Annotated in this window: 13 protein-coding genes; 10 read left to right on the top strand and 3 right to left on the bottom strand. The window is 64.4% G+C overall.

Annotation, left to right across the window (positions count from 1 at the left end):
- Positions 1–11: 11 nt before the first annotated feature.
- From CCC_RS07820 to CCC_RS07775, 10 genes are all read left to right on the top strand, one after another.
- On the top strand, positions 12–785 hold the full coding sequence (locus tag CCC_RS07820; RefSeq protein ID WP_009869752.1) for a fumarylacetoacetate hydrolase family protein: 774 nt from the start codon (positions 12–14) through the stop codon (positions 783–785).
- Positions 782–1,543 (top strand): fumarylacetoacetate hydrolase family protein, encoded by a 762-nt coding sequence (locus CCC_RS07815; RefSeq protein ID WP_009869753.1) that lies wholly within the window; start codon positions 782–784, stop codon positions 1,541–1,543. The genes CCC_RS07820 and CCC_RS07815 overlap by 4 nt, the downstream gene beginning before the upstream one ends.
- Positions 1,544–1,548: 5 nt before the next feature.
- Positions 1,549–3,006: a 5-carboxymethyl-2-hydroxymuconate semialdehyde dehydrogenase gene (hpaE, locus tag CCC_RS07810; protein ID WP_009869754.1), complete on the top strand. Its 1,458-nt coding sequence runs from the start codon at positions 1,549–1,551 to the stop codon at positions 3,004–3,006.
- Positions 3,007–3,060: 54 nt separating this feature from the next.
- The gene (hpaD, locus tag CCC_RS07805) at positions 3,061–3,924 is read left to right on the top strand and encodes a 3,4-dihydroxyphenylacetate 2,3-dioxygenase (RefSeq protein ID WP_009869755.1); all 864 of its coding nucleotides are present in this window, start codon (positions 3,061–3,063) and stop codon (positions 3,922–3,924) included.
- 63 nt (positions 3,925–3,987) lie between these two features.
- Positions 3,988–4,377 (top strand): 5-carboxymethyl-2-hydroxymuconate Delta-isomerase, encoded by a 390-nt coding sequence (locus CCC_RS07800; protein WP_009869756.1) that lies wholly within the window; start codon positions 3,988–3,990, stop codon positions 4,375–4,377.
- Between the two features lie 3 nt (positions 4,378–4,380).
- A complete protein-coding gene (gene hpaH, locus CCC_RS07795; protein ID WP_009869757.1) occupies positions 4,381–5,187 on the top strand; it encodes a 2-oxo-hept-4-ene-1,7-dioate hydratase in 807 nt (268 codons plus the stop codon).
- A 71-nt stretch (positions 5,188–5,258) separates the two neighbouring features.
- Positions 5,259–6,062, top strand: a complete 804-nt coding sequence (hpaI, locus tag CCC_RS07790) for a 4-hydroxy-2-oxoheptanedioate aldolase (protein WP_009869758.1) — start codon at positions 5,259–5,261, stop codon at positions 6,060–6,062.
- A complete protein-coding gene (locus CCC_RS07785) occupies positions 6,049–7,275 on the top strand; it encodes an MFS transporter (RefSeq protein WP_009869759.1) in 1,227 nt (408 codons plus the stop codon). Before hpaI ends, CCC_RS07785 begins: the two co-directional genes overlap by 14 nt.
- Positions 7,276–7,417: 142 nt before the next feature.
- Positions 7,418–8,272: a transketolase gene (locus CCC_RS07780; RefSeq protein ID WP_041040675.1), complete on the top strand. Its 855-nt coding sequence runs from the start codon at positions 7,418–7,420 to the stop codon at positions 8,270–8,272.
- On the top strand, positions 8,269–9,216 hold the full coding sequence (locus tag CCC_RS07775; RefSeq protein ID WP_009869761.1) for a transketolase family protein: 948 nt from the start codon (positions 8,269–8,271) through the stop codon (positions 9,214–9,216). The genes CCC_RS07780 and CCC_RS07775 overlap by 4 nt, the downstream gene beginning before the upstream one ends.
- Positions 9,217–9,276: 60 nt before the next feature.
- Here CCC_RS07775 and CCC_RS07770 read toward each other — a convergent pair whose 3' ends face one another.
- Genes CCC_RS07770 through CCC_RS07760 form a run of 3 tightly spaced genes read right to left on the bottom strand, consistent with a single transcriptional unit; the run spans position 9,277 to position 14,427 of the window.
- Complete coding sequence (locus CCC_RS07770) at positions 9,277–11,235, bottom strand: B12-binding domain-containing radical SAM protein (protein ID WP_152619736.1); 1,959 nt, start codon at positions 11,233–11,235, stop codon at positions 9,277–9,279.
- Complete coding sequence (locus CCC_RS07765) at positions 11,232–12,164, bottom strand: class I SAM-dependent methyltransferase (RefSeq protein ID WP_009869764.1); 933 nt, start codon at positions 12,162–12,164, stop codon at positions 11,232–11,234. The genes CCC_RS07770 and CCC_RS07765 overlap by 4 nt, the downstream gene beginning before the upstream one ends.
- Positions 12,165–12,219: 55 nt before the next feature.
- Positions 12,220–14,427 (bottom strand): glycosyltransferase family protein, encoded by a 2,208-nt coding sequence (locus tag CCC_RS07760; RefSeq protein WP_041040671.1) that lies wholly within the window; start codon positions 14,425–14,427, stop codon positions 12,220–12,222.
- Between the last annotated feature and the right edge of the window lie 14 nt (positions 14,428–14,441).

The following is a 14,441-nucleotide window of genomic DNA, read 5'->3' as shown; positions in this document are numbered from 1 at the left end:
GAAACTCCACCATGCGAATCGCACGCATCAACCTTCCCGGCGCCTCCGCCCCCACCAGCGGAGCCGTCACTCCCGACGGAACCAGCCTGGATCTGGGCGGCCGCAGACTGGCCATTGCCGAGGGCTCCTTCGCTCCGGCTGTGACGGGCTGGATCTACGGCCCGCTCTTAAACGAGGTCTCCACCATGGAGCGCTTCGGCGAGCGGCTGAACGCCGACCCGTACAAGGCCCCGCCCACCGTGCCGGTGCTCTATTTCAAGCCCAAGAACACCCATCTGGGCCATGGCGGACGGGTGCGCCTGCCCGCCTATGCCGAGCGGGTGGAACTGGGTGCCTCGGTGGGCCTCGTCTTCAAGCGCCAGACCGCAAGAGCCAATCCCGAGACGGCTTTGGACACAGTGGGCGGCTACACCATCGTGCTCGACCTCTCGGTGCCCAATGACAGCGTCTATCGCCCGCCAGTGCAGGAAAAGTGCTTCGACGGCGCCTGCCCCGTCGGCCCCTGGGTGGTGGACAAGGCCGAGATCGCCGATCCGCATAATCTGGTGATCAAGACCTTCGTCAACGGCGAGCTGAAAGCCGAGCGCCGCCTGGACAGTCTTGTTCGCCCGGCGCCGCAACTGGTGGCCGATGTCACCGCCTTCATGAACCTGGGGCAAGGCGATGTGCTGACGCTGGGCTATCCGGTCGGCGCGGTGCCCACTGCCGGACGCGGTGACCATGTGCGCATCGAGATCGAGGGCCTGGGCGCCCTGGAATGCACCATCGAGGAGGGCGCAGCATGAAGCGCGCACGCGTAGCCTATAACGGCGCCATTCACGACGCCCAGGTCGAGGGCGACACGGTGATCCTGGCCGACGGACGCCGAGTGGCCGAAGACAAGGTGGTGTGGCTGCCGCCCGTGTCGCCCGGCACCAGTTTCGCGCTGGCCATCAACTATGCCGACCACGCCAAGGAACTGGCCTTCAAGGCGCCGGAGAAGCCCCTGGCCTTCATCAAGGGGCCGGGCACCTTCATCGGTCACCGCGCCGTGACGCGTAAGCCCGCCGAGGCCGGTTTCATGCATTACGAATGCGAGCTGGCGGTGGTCATCGGCCGCACCGCCCGCGACGTCAAGGCGGCGGACGCCTATGACTTCGTGGCGGGCTACACCGTGGCCAACGACTATGCCATCCGCAATTTCCTGGAAAATTACTACCGCCCCAATCTGCGGACCAAGAACCGTGACGGCTGCACCGTGCTGGGGCCGTGGATGGTGGACAGGGACGACGTGGCCGATCCCATGAATCTCGACATATCCACCTATGTGAACGGGGCCAAGGTCCAGTCCGGCAACACCCGCGACATGGTGTTCGGGGTGCCCGCCCTGATCGAATACCTGTCCTCCTTCATGACCCTTTCGCCCGGCGACCTGATCCTGACCGGCACGCCCGACGGCATCGTCGACGTCAAGCCCGGCGACGAGGTGGTGACCGAGGTCGAGGGCGTCGGACGCCTGACCAATTTCATCGTCGACGACGAAACCTATTTCCAGCGGAGCTGAACGCGATGATCAAGCATCTCATCAACGGCAAGCATGTGGAGAGCGCCTCCACCATCGCCAATCTCAACCCCGCCACCAATGAGGTGATCTGCCAGATCGCCGCCGGTGGCGAGGCCGAGGTGGCTAGGGCCGTGGCGGCCGCCAAGGAAGCCTTCCCCAAATGGGCGGGTCTGGCGCCTGCCCAGCGCGCCAAGCTGCTGCGCAAGGTGGGCGACCTGATCAACCAGCATGTGGACGAGATCGCCAAGCTGGAAAGCCTGGACACGGGACAATCCTACTGGCGCACCAAGAAGATGCTGGTGCCGCGCGCCGCCGACAATTTCTACTTCTTCGCCGACACCTGCCAACATGTGGACGGCGAGACCTATCCCACCAACGACCACCTGAACTACACCATCTATCAGCCGGTGGGCGTGGTGGGCCTGATCTCGCCGTGGAACGTGCCCTTCATGACGGCGACCTGGAAGACGGCGCCGTGCCTGGCCTTCGGCAACACCGCCGTCTTGAAGATGAGCGAATTGTCGCCGCTGTCGGCCGACCGCCTGGGACAGCTGATCCTGGAGGCGGGCATTCCCGCCGGTGTGTTCAACATCGTCCACGGCTATGGCTCGGCGGTGGGTGAAGCCCTGGTCAAGCACCCGGATGTGCGCGGCGTGTCCTTCACCGGCTCCACCGCCACCGGCAACCGCATCATCCAGAGCGGCGGGCTGAAGAAGTACTCCATGGAACTGGGCGGCAAGTCGCCCAACATCGTCTTCGACGATTGCGATTTCGAGCGCGCCGTGGATGCCGCCATCGTCGCCGTCTACGGCAATAACGGCGAAAGCTGCACCAACGGCACCCGCATCCTGGTCCAGGACGGCATCTACGACCGCTTCGTCGCGGCCCTGGCCGAGCGCACCAAGAAGGTGGTGGTGGGCGATCCCCTCGATGAGGCCACCAATGTGGGCCCCATGATCACGCGGGACCACTGGAAGAAGGTGACCGGCTATATCGAACTGGGCATCAAGGAAGGGGCACGCGTCGTCGCCGGTGGCCTGGGCGAGCCCGAGGGCCTGCCCGCTCACCTGAAGAACGGCAATTTCGTGAAGCCCACCGTCCTGGCCGATGTGGACAATTCCTGGCGCGTCGCCCAGGAGGAGATCTTCGGGCCTGTGGCCTGCGTCATCCGGTTCAAGGATGAGGCCGAGGCGCTGAAGATCGCCAATGCCACCACCTACGGCCTGGCCTCCTATGTGTGGACCGAGAACGGCGCCAAGGCCATCCGCATGGCCGAAGGCATCGAGGCCGGTCTGGTCTTCGTCAATTCCCAGAATGTCCGCGACCTGCGCCAGCCCTTCGGCGGCATCAAGGGTTCGGGGACCGGCCGCGAGGGCGGTCACTATTCCTACGAGGCGTTTCTGGAAGTGAAAAACGTCTGCGTCTCCAAGGGGAACCATCACATCCCGCGCTGGGGTGTGTGACCTCAAGAAAAGTCAGTTCAGGGCTGTGTTTCAAACGAGAGAGGAGAGTTCGAAATGGGTAATCTTGTTTTCGCCGCGAAGGTCGCTCACGTCCCCACCATGTATCTGTCCGAGCAGGACGGCCCGTTCAAGGGCTGCCGCCAGTCGGCCGTGGACGGCCATCGCGCCATGGGCAAGCGCATGAAGGAACTGGGTGTCGATACGGTCATCGTGCTCGACACCCACTGGCTGGTGAACAACGCCTATCACATCAATGGCAACGCCCATTTCAAGGGTGTGTTCACCTCCAACGAATTCCCCCATCTGCTGGCCGACATGCCCTATGAGCACGAGGGCAACCCCGAGATGAGCGATCTGATCGCCAAGATCGCCACCGAGGAAAAGGGCGTCACCGTGCGCTCGCACCACATTGCCAGCCTGGAACTGGAATACGGCACCCTGATCCCCATGTGGCTGATGGGCGCCAAGGAATACGGCTTCAAGGTCGTGTCGGTGGCCTGTCTGTGCACTGTCCATGACCACATGGAATCGGCCAAGGTGGGCGAGGCCATCCGCGAAGCCATCCGCCGCATGGACGGCAATTTCGCCATTGTCGCCTCGGGCTCGCTGTCCCATGCGATCCACCCGAACACCGCGTTGAAGACCATGGATCACTTCTTCACCATCTCCAACGAGTTCTACAAGCAGGTGGATCTGCGGGCTCTGGACCTGTGGAAGGAAGGCCGCTTCAAGGAATTCACCGACATGCTGCCGCTCTACGCCAAGACCTGCCACGGCGAGGGCCTGATGCATGACACCGCCATGCTGCTTGGCGCCCTGGGCTGGGACAAGTACGACCGCGGTGTCGAGATCGTCACGCCCTATTTCGAGGCGGCCGGAACCGGCCAGGTGAACGCGGTCTTCCCCGTGGCCGCCTGACCGAGTCCAAAAGACCGGCACGGCTTGCGGTGCCGTGCCGGTCACGCCTTGCGGGAGGATTCCATGCCCCACTTCATCGCCGAGTACACCGACAACATCAAGGACCGCGCCGATATCCGGGGAATGCTGAAGAAGGTCAATCAGGTCCTGATCGGCCAAGGCGGCGTTTTCCCCATCGGCGGCATCCGGGCCCGCGCCATCGAGCTTTCCGACTATGTCATGGCCGATGACCAGGAAGATTACGGCTTTGTCCACTGCACGCTGAAGATCGGCGCGGGACGGACCGAGGCCGAAAAGAAAAAGACCTGCGAAGACCTGTTCGCCATGATGACGGACCACTTCGCGCCCCTGTATGAGTCGGGATATTTCGCGCTCTCCATGGAGCTCTACGAGTTCGACGAGGGTGGCACATTCAAGAAGAACAACGTCCACGCCCGTTTCAAGAAGGCTTGACCCATGGCTCTCACGTCCGACCAGATCGCCGCCGCCGCCGCCCGCCTGCACCAGGCAGAGCAGACCCGCCATCAATGCGGCCAGATTTCCCTCGACCATCCCGAAATGGGCATGAGCGATGCCTATGCCATCCAAAGCGCCTGGGTGAAGACCAAGATTGCCGAGGGCCGCAAAGTGGTGGGCCACAAGATCGGCCTGACCTCGCGCGCCATGCAGCAATCGTCGCAGATCGACGAGCCCGATTACGGCACGCTGCTCGACGACATGGTGTTCGGCGAAGGCACCGACATTCCCATGGCGCGCTTCATCGTCCCCATGGTCGAGGTGGAACTGGCCTTCATCCTGAAGGACCGGCTGGAAGGCCCCGACGTGACGCTGACCCAGGTGCTCTCCGCTACCGATTACGTCATCCCGTCGCTGGAGATCATCGACGCCCGCTGCCATCGCCTCGATCCCGAAACCAAGCGCCCGCGCAAGGTCTTCGACACCATCTCCGACAACGCCGCCAATGCGGGCATCGTCATGGGCGGACGTCCGATCAAGCCCATGGATGTGGATCTGCGCTGGGTGGCGGCCATCATGTACAGGAACGGCGTCATCGAGGAGACCGGCGTGGCCGCCGGTGTGCTCAATCACCCGGCGCATGGCATTTCCTGGCTGGCCAAGAAGTTCGCGCCCCACGGCATCGCGCTGGAGCCGGGCCAAGTGGTGCTGGCCGGGTCCTTCACCCGCCCGGTCCCGGCCAGGGCGGGCGACACCTTCCATGTGGATTACGGCCCGCTGGGCGCCATCGCCTGCCGGTTCGTTTAACCCTTTTCTTTTCGTCATCCCGGAAGCGCGAAGCGCTATCTGGGATGACGAACTGGTCGGAGGAGACAGTCATGCAACTGCCCCAGAACCCCTTCAAGCGCGCCCTGGCCGAAGGCCGCAAGCAGATCGGCCTGTGGGTCGGTCTCGCCAATCCCTATACGGCGGAAATCTGCGCGGGTGCCGGGTTCGACTGGCTGCTGATCGATGGAGAGCATGCCCCCAACGACGTGCCGCTGCTGCTGGCCCAGTTGCAGGCGGTCGCACCTTATCCCAGCCACCCCATTGTGCGCCCGGTGATCGGTGATACGGCGCTGATCAAGCAGTTGCTGGACATCGGCGCCCAGACCCTGCTGGTCCCCATGATCGATACGCCGGAACAGGCCGCCGCCACTGTCGCCGCCATGCATTACCCGCCCCGGGGCGTGCGGGGCGTGGGCGCCGCCCTGGCGCGCGCGTCACGCTGGGGCCGCGTCGGCGACTATCTCAAGACCGCGTCGGACGAACTGTGCCTGCTGCTGCAGATCGAGACGGTCACCGGATTGCGCAATCTGGAAGCCATCGCCACCACGGATGGGGTCGATGGCATCTTCATCGGCCCCGCCGATCTGGCCGCCTCGCTGGGCCATCTGGGAGCGCCGTCGCACCCGGAAGTTCAGGCCGAGATCGAGAAGGCCCTGGCGACCTTGAACCACCTGGGGGTACCCAGCGGCATCCTCGCCGCCGACGAGACTCTGGCGCGCAAATATCTGGCTGCCGGAGCGACCTTCGTCGCGGTGGGCATCGACACCATGGTGCTGGCGCGGGGATTGTCGGCCCTGGCCGCCACCTATAAGGACATCGCGCCCGCGCCCCAAGCGGATCGTGGCGGCTATTAAAGCCCTCGCCGCCCTCAAGGCCCCCCGGTTCCGCAGCTTCTTCGCGGGCCAGGCGCTCTCCATCCTGGGCACCTGGGTGCAAAGTGTGGCCATGAGCTGGCTGGTCTATCGCCTGACCGGCTCGGCGGTGTTGCTGGGCGTCACCGCCTTTTTGTCCCAGGCGCCGCAACTGGTGATCTCGCCCCTGGCCGGGCTGTTCATCGACCGCTTCGACCGCCGCCGCCTGTTCCTGACGGTTCAGGCGTTGATGATCGCCCAGGCGTCCTTGTTGGCGGCCATGACCGCGCTGGGCATGGTGACGCCCGCCCATCTGGTGGTCCTGGCGGCGCTGTTCGGGGTGCTGAACAGTTTCGATACGCCGCTGCGCCAATCCATGCTGGGCGGCATGGTCGAGGACCGCGCCTTGCTGAGGTCCGCTATCGCGCTCAACGCCTCGCTGTTCAATTCCGCCCGTTTCATTGGCCCGCCCCTGGCCGGGCTGATCCTGGCCTTCACCTCGGAATCCTGGTGCTTCGCCATTAATGCCGCCTCCTTTCTGGGGGTGGCCTTCGCCGTCTGGCGCCAGCCGCCCCAGCCCCCCGCAACCGCCCCTGGCGGACTGGGCGAGGCCTTCCGGCAAGGATTGGCTTTCGCCTGGACCAACCGGACCATCCGCACCCTGCTGCTCAGCGTGGCAGGGTTGAATCTGGCGGGCTCGGCCTATGTGGTCCTCATGCCCATCCTGGCCAAGGAGAGTTTCGGAGGCGATGCCCGCACCCTGGGCTGGCTGCTGGGCGCAACGGGCGGCGGAGCCCTGGCCGCCACCATGCTGGTGGCCACCCGCCACAACCTGGACCAGCTCGTCCGCCTGGTGGTGATGGGCTGGGTCTTCGCGGCGCTGGGATTGGGCGGCCTGGGGCTGAGCCCCCGTCTGGAACCCGCCCTGGCGGCGGCGTTCTGCATCGGGCTGGGGATCAGCTCGGTCAATGTCTCCACCAATTCCTTGCTGCAATCCATGGCCCCCGACGCCATTCGCGGACGGGTGATCTCTTATTTCACCGCGCTTCGTTTCGGCATGGATGCCCTGGGCGGGCTGGCGGCGGGAACCCTGGCCGCCGGGCTGGGCGTGGCGGGAACCTTAGGGCTGGAAGCCGGGCTGGTTGCGGTGGGGACCGCCGTCATGGCGGGCCTGTCCGGCCGCCTGCGCCGGGACGCGGCGCCACCCCTGCCTTAAGCCCAGGATTTTTTATACCGGGTAAGGAAATGTAAAGCAGCCCGATGCGTAACTAGGGCGAAGTCGGTCGCAGTCGCGCCGCCCCCACAGGGTGCAGCCCCGCGGGAACCGCTATTCGTTCTCAGAAGGAGAATTCCGGACCATGTCCAAGACCCCTGCCGGCTCAAACAGCCGCGCCCCCGATCTCGTGGAGAAATCCGAGAAGCTGAGGCGAATGACCCTCGAGACCTGCATCAAGGCCCGGACTGGTCACGTAACCTCCTGCATGTCCTGCATCGAGATTCTGGTCGCCCTCTATCACGGCGGCATCCTCCGCGTCGATCCGACGGACCCCAAGTGGGAGGGCCGCGACCGCTTCATCCTGTCCAAGGGACAGGCCAGCCCGGCGCTCTACGCCATCCTGGCCGATGTCGGCTTCTTCGACCCCAAGGAACTGGAGAAGTTCGCCCAGGCTGAAGGCATTTTCGGCGTCCATCTGCAGCACACCGTCCCCGGTGTCGAGACCACGGCCGGTTCGCTGGGCCTGGGCTTCGGCTCGGCCGCCGGTCTGGCCCTGGCGGCGCGCATGGACCGCAAGAACCATCTGGTGGTCACCCTGCTGGGCGACGGCGAGCTCTACGAGGGCTCCATCTGGGAAACCGCCATGTTCGTCGGCCATCACCAGCTGAACAATCTGGTGACCATCGTCGACCGCAATTATCTGTGCACGACCGATTTCACCGAGAACCTGATCCGCCTCGAGCCCCTGGGCGACAAGTGGGCCTCGTTCGGCTTTGCTGTCGAGCGCATCAACGGCCACGACACCGACGAGCTGATGAACGTGCTGGCCTATGCCCGCTCGCGCCGCTCGACCAAGCCCATGGTGATCATCGCCGACACCGTCAAGGGCAAGGGTATCGAGTGCATGTCCAACGAACCCATCTGGCACGGAGCCGCTCCCACCGGAGCCATGGTTGAAAAGGCTAGGGCCGACCTGGAAAGGAGCTTCCTCCGATGAGCGCCGTTACCTCAAATCTCCCCCAACGCGACGCCTTCTGGACCCGGGTCTACGAGATCGCCCGCCAGGACCGTGACGTGATCATCATCTCGGCGGATATGGGCGCACCGGCCCTGGACAAGATCCGCCTGGACCTGCCCAACCAGTTCATCAATGCTGGCATCGCCGAGCAGAACGCCATCGTGGTGGGCTCGGGCCTCGCCATGGCGGGCAAGAAGGTCTTCGCCTACGCCATCGCCCCCTTCATCACCCTGCGCTGCCTGGAACAGGTTCGCGTCAACAATTGCATGATGAAGATTCCGCTGACCCTGGTCGGCGTGGGCGCGGGCTTCGGCTACCAGGATTCGGGCCCCACCCATCACATGCTGGAAGACATCGCCGTGATGCGTGCCTTCCCGACCATCGAGATCGACAGCGTCTCGGACAGCGTGATGGCCGCCGACGTGGCCGAACGTTCCATCAAGGAACGGCGGATCAACTATGTCCGCCTCGACCGCCAGACCCTGCCCGACCTGTACAAGGCCGGTCACGACTTCCGCCCCGGCCTCGAAGTGCTGCGGCCCGGCAAGGACATCATGCTGGTGGGTACCGGCATCATGACCCATGCCGCGCTGGAGACCGCCGAGGTTCTGGCCAAGAAGGGCATCGACGCCGGTGTGGTCGATCTCTATCGCCTGCCGGTCAACGCCCAGGCCCTGCTTGCCGCCGTCAAGGGCGCCAAGAAGGTCGCCACCCTGGAGGAGCACTTCCTGCCGGGCGGCATGGGCAGCGCCGTCGCCGAAGTCCTGGCCGATGCCGGTGCGACCGTGCCGCTGAAGCGTCTGGGCCTGCCGGTGGAGAAGGGCTACTGCTACACTTATGGCGGCCGCGACGCCCTGCACAACTGGTATGGCATCGGAGCCCAGCAGATCATCGACTCCCTGGTCGGCTTCGCCAAGGGCTGAGCCTGACAGACAAAAAGAGGCCCGCCGGATCACTCCGGCGGGCCTTTTCTTTTGCGGCGCTCACACTCCCGTCTGATTGAGCAGACGTCCGCTCTTGCGGCCCCACAGCAGCACTTCGCGGGCCAGGCGCGGCAGATCGCCGGCATAGTCCACGGGCTCGACCTTCAGGCGGCCGCCGCTGCGCTCGAGAGCGGGGCGGGCGGCGTCGAAGAAGTGTTCGAACCACTGGGGCAGGTTGAAGACGAAGTCATGGGCTCCGCCCGTGGTCACGGTGTTCAGGGTCGGCACCGCCAGACTCTGATAGCGCACCACCTCGGCCAGTTCCTCTGGGTCGAACGCGACTCCGCGCCCGCTCAGGAACTCGGCCAGCAATTCGCCCATTTCGGCGAAGCCCCGCGCCGGGTCCTTGGCAAGTTTCAGCCAGGCGGCCTCTTCCTCTTCCCAATAGATGCCGCCGGTTCCCTCCACCTCGGTGCCGCGTCCGCCGCCCGCCAGCAGGTCGTCGGTCTTGGCCCAGAAACCGGCGATGATGTCGGCGAACAAGGGCGTGCGCCCGCCATCATAGGAGCGGTCGGCCAGCCACAGGGGGAAGGCGGAATAGGACACGCCCAGGCGCGCCGACAGCCAAAGCATCACGAAGAACCCGGCCTTCAGGCTGAACAGCAGCATCACCGCCCAGGAGAAGGCCAGCATGCGCCGCCAGTCCTCCACCGACATGGTGTTGGTGGAGATCAGAATCTCCTCGAACTCGGTCACCCAATCGGGATCGGTCACGCTGCCGTGCACCGGCAGGGCCTTGACCCGGTGGGTGCGGATGCCGAACTGGGCCATGTAATCGGGATCGGCCAGTTCGGTATTGGGCAGCACCTGGCAGATATAGAGGTAAAGCTGGTTCTTCAGCCCGGCCTCCAGCACCGTGTCGATGCCCTTGACCCAGCTTTCGGCCGTCTCGCCGGGAAGGGCCAGGATCAGCTCGGTATAGACCGGCACGCCCGCCTCGTTGAAGGCGCGCTGAAGCCCCTCGGCCACCGACAGTTTGATGTTGTCGCGTTTGATGTTCTTTTGCACCTCGGGGGAGATGCTCTGGTAGCTGATGGTGATGCCTTTCTCCAGCCCGTGCTTGTGCAGCAAGCGGCCGATTTCCAGGATCTTCTCGTCCGTATTCTTGCCGTAGCAGGACCGGAAGGCCTCGGGGAAACCCTTGGCCTGCTTGGTCTCGACGATCTTTTGCGCGATCTCGATATCGCGGCGGTGCATGCCGAAATTGGAATCGGCATTGAACAGATAACGGATGCCGTGCGCCGCCATCCACTCGATCTCGCCGAAGGTCCGTTCCAGGCTGGTATAGCGGTATTTGCGGCTAAGCCCGCCCTTGCCCCAGTAGCAGAAGGTGCAGTGAAAGGGACAGCCGCGATTGGTCTCGATGATGGCCTGGAAATTCTTGTCGGGATGATTGACGAAAAGGTCGTCGAACAAGCCGGTCAGATAGGGCGAGGGATAGGCATCCAGGTCCCGCTGGAAGGGACGTTCCGAATGGTCGATCCGGACCTCACCTTCGGGCGTGCGCCAGGAAATACCGGGCAGCCCGTCCATGTCGCGCCGCCCCTCTGCCAGACGTTCCAGGATATCGGCGAAGGCCTCCTCGCCCTCGCCCCTCACCGCCACGTCCAGGAAAGGATGGGCGGCAAAGAAGCTTTCCGGCCGGTGCGGCACCTGGGCGCCGCCCATGACGATGACGCATTGGGGAAAGCGCGCCTTGACCTTGCGGGCCACGTCCAGACTTAGCTGCTCGTTCCACAAGGACAGGGAAAAGGCGGCGACGAACGGGTCTTGATGCCGGTCCACGATGGGGCCGGGCGCCTCGATGTGAAAGTGGAAGGGCATGAACTCATAGGAATCCACCAGGGCCGGGCGGGTCAGGGCATAGGCCTTGAGCAGGCCCGACACCAGGGGCAGATAGGTGGTGTTGCCCATCAACAAGTTGAATTCGTTGAAATAGACCCGGCGCTTGGCGGTCATTTCGGCCTCCACACCACGAAGCTGTGGCCGTCATGGAACAGACTTCCATAGGTGCGCCGGAAATCCAGGATTTCAACCCGTCCCTGGGCCTCCAATTCGCGCAGGCGGGTGACCCAGCCATAGAGGTAGTTGCGCTTGCGGTCATAACGCTCGGCCAGAACGTCGGGCAGACGCTCGGAATCGTGCAATTCGTTGAAGCAATCGAGATTGGCGACGATGCGGGGCTTTTGCGCCAGCAGGAAATCGAGGAAGGCGTTGAACTCGGTGCCCAGCTGCTCCAGCGAGCCGATGGTGATCACCCCGGCGCCGTCGCCCAGCCTCACCTCGTCACCGGGCTTGAACATGTCGAGCACCCGGCCCTGGATGTTGAAGCCGTGATGCTTGGCCATCTCGGCGATGATCTCACGGCTGGCCGAGGCCCAGTCGTAGCCGAACAGCGGGCGGCCGGGAAACAGACGGGCGGCGGGCACCAGATTCTGGGCGGTGCCGCAGCCGAATTCATGGATCTCGGTCGCGTCGGCGAAATAGCGGCAATAGATCCAGCTGACCAACACCCGGATATAATCCACGTCGAAATCGGGCGAGTGCGGCTGGATGTAGTCGCCCTGCATGCGGACCGGCTCGCCCCGGCGCACGAAACGCGGCACCAGGGCGGCAAGGTCGAAGCCCGAGCTGCGGAAGGCCTCCAGGTTCTCGCTCCACCCCGCTTCCCAGCGCGCGTGGCGATGCGCTCCGGCCGCCTCCAGCGGGCGCTCCAACTCGCGCAGGATGCGCAGGATCAGCCGGTCGCGCTCCTCGCCTTCAAAGCGGTGATGGGAAAAGTCGGCGGCCTCGATCAGCGTCACCACCTGGGGCGGCAGATCGGAGGGCGCCACCCCGAAATGGGAAGCGATTTCAGCGGTTCCGTAGCGAAGGGTCTGGGGACTCATGGCTTCTCCTTGGACGTCCACCGCGATTCTGGCGGCCGGGTGGTGGTGTTGCAAGTCAGGCGGCGGCAGCGAGATCCACGCCGCGCAGAGGTAATCCATACCGCCGGGCCAAGGCGATCGCCTCGGGGCACAGGTCCGGCGTCACGACGGTGCGTTTGAGGAAGACTCCCAACCGGTCGATGACTCCCTGGGCCTCGGCGATCCGGCCGCGCGACATGTACAGGTGGATGGCCAGGGGCGACAGATCGTGAAGCGCGGTATAGTCGTTGTCGATGGCGGTGGCCAGATTGTCGCCGAACACCGCGAACCACTCCTCCACGCCGTTATCGGCCAGGCCAAAGGCGGCGCGGATATAAAGCCGCTGGGCACCTTCATTGTTTGCGAACATGGAGAGTGAACGGTCGGCAAGGGCTGCGGCGCGGACATATTCCGTCACCGCCTCGCTTTCCTTAAGAGCGCGGGCCCGGTCGAGGGCCATGTCGGCGAGATGGTTGAGGGCATAGCTGCGCCAGACCGTCGCCTCGGGCGCCAGAGGCTCCAGCGCGGGGCAGCGGTCGCGGACCTTGGCATCGGCCAGCCAGTAAAAGCCGTTAAGGCGGTCAAGCTGCCGGGGAAAGCTTTCGTTGGCCCTGAGGCTGAGACCGCCGTCCACCACCCTGCGCAACGACTTTTCCGCCGTCTCGGGAAAACCGCCCAGGCGCAAACACATGGCCCGCGTATATTCCAGCCCCAGCGAATCGGGAAATTGCGCAAGCCCCTCGGTGACGGTCCGGTAGAACGCCTCCATCCAATCGTTCTTGAAGGCGGCAGTGGCCGCGATGGCCCGGCGCACCCAGTAGGGCGAACGGGCCTGATCAAAGACGCGCTTGGCCTGATCGGGCCGTTGGGCCAGCAGCCAGGGCTCGTTGATTCCCACCCAGTCACGCTCGACCGGCTCGGCCAGAGGCTGATTCGCCTTGCGCACGCCGCCCATCTCCACCTCGGTCATGAAGAACAGGTGGCGCAGGAAGCGCTGGGCCCGAAGATTCTCGGCATCGGGCATCATATCGTTCAATTCCGCTTCCAGCCGTTCCGCCTGGGGCAGGAACTCGGCCAGGATGGCGTCGTAATTATTGAGATGGGTCTCGATATCGGCCACCGAATGTTCCAGCCGGTAGCGGGGAAAGCAGGCGAAGTCCTCGCTGAAGATGTAAGGCACGCCGCTTTCTTCCTCGACCAGCTGCAAGGCGCCATGGGCCAGGGACTCGAAGGGCCGGATGCTCAGTGAATTGGTGGCGCGCACACTGTTGATGGTAAAGCGGGAATTGGACAGCAGACCATAGAATTGGCTGTATTCCAGATAACCCTCCACCACGCGAACCTCGAATTTGGGATCGAGGCGGGCCAGGGAAACGATGCGCTGGCGCTTGTCGCGGTAGAAGTCGTGGGTCACGCCGCCGGTGAAGACGATGTCGCATTCCCTTTCGCGCCTGTCGTCGAAGGCCTTTTTGAGGCCGCTCACCTGGGGAACCTTCAGCGACAGGGGATAGAAGAAGGTGGTGCCCTGGACACCAAAGGCGCGGTTCAGTTCCACCTCTTCCCAGGTGCTGAGATTGACCACCAGATCCACCTCGGGCATCACCTCGTCGAGCATCTCGTAATACCATTCGTGGTCATGGGGATTGACCACCACGGGCGCGCCGAAATCGCGCAACCCCACGGGCATCATCTTGAAGTCGTCGATCAGGACCAGATCCACCGGCAGGCCGGGCGGCACGCGGCTGGACAGGGGCTCGCCCATGGGCAGGGTGGTCCGCTCGTCGCCCAGCATATGCGAGGTAAGGATCATCTCCACCCCCGGCACTTCGAAGAAGCCGAACAACCGTTCGGGACGGCCGAAATCGGAATGGAAGACCACACGGAAGGATTGGCGCGCCATCAGCGCCCGAAGACGTTCCAGCTTCCCGGTCTCGTCGCCCAGTTCGAGACCTTCGGCGACCCAGCGTTCGGCCGCGGCCTCGTCGCCATCGCGCCAGGCGCCATAGGCGCGGTAGAGACAGGCAAAGGCGCTGTGCACGCCATGGCGGTCCAGGACGATCTCGCCACCCAGCCGGTTGCCCAATAAGATCAGCGCCGCGCCGCGCAATTCGGGTCGTTCAGCCCCGAAACGGGCGACATAGACATAGTCATGGGCGGCAAAGGCGGCATCCAGCGACCCATGCACCGCTTCGAGGCGGTCATTGGGGAGGCGAAGCGGAAACGGGGTCCTTTTCACGACACTCATCTGGGCTCCAAGCC

Source organism: Paramagnetospirillum magnetotacticum MS-1, from assembly GCF_000829825.1.
Lineage (GTDB): Bacteria > Pseudomonadota > Alphaproteobacteria > Rhodospirillales > Magnetospirillaceae > Phaeospirillum > Phaeospirillum magnetotacticum.
The sequence above is the reverse complement of the archived record's forward strand: the minus strand, read 5'-3'. Positions and strand labels throughout refer to the sequence as shown.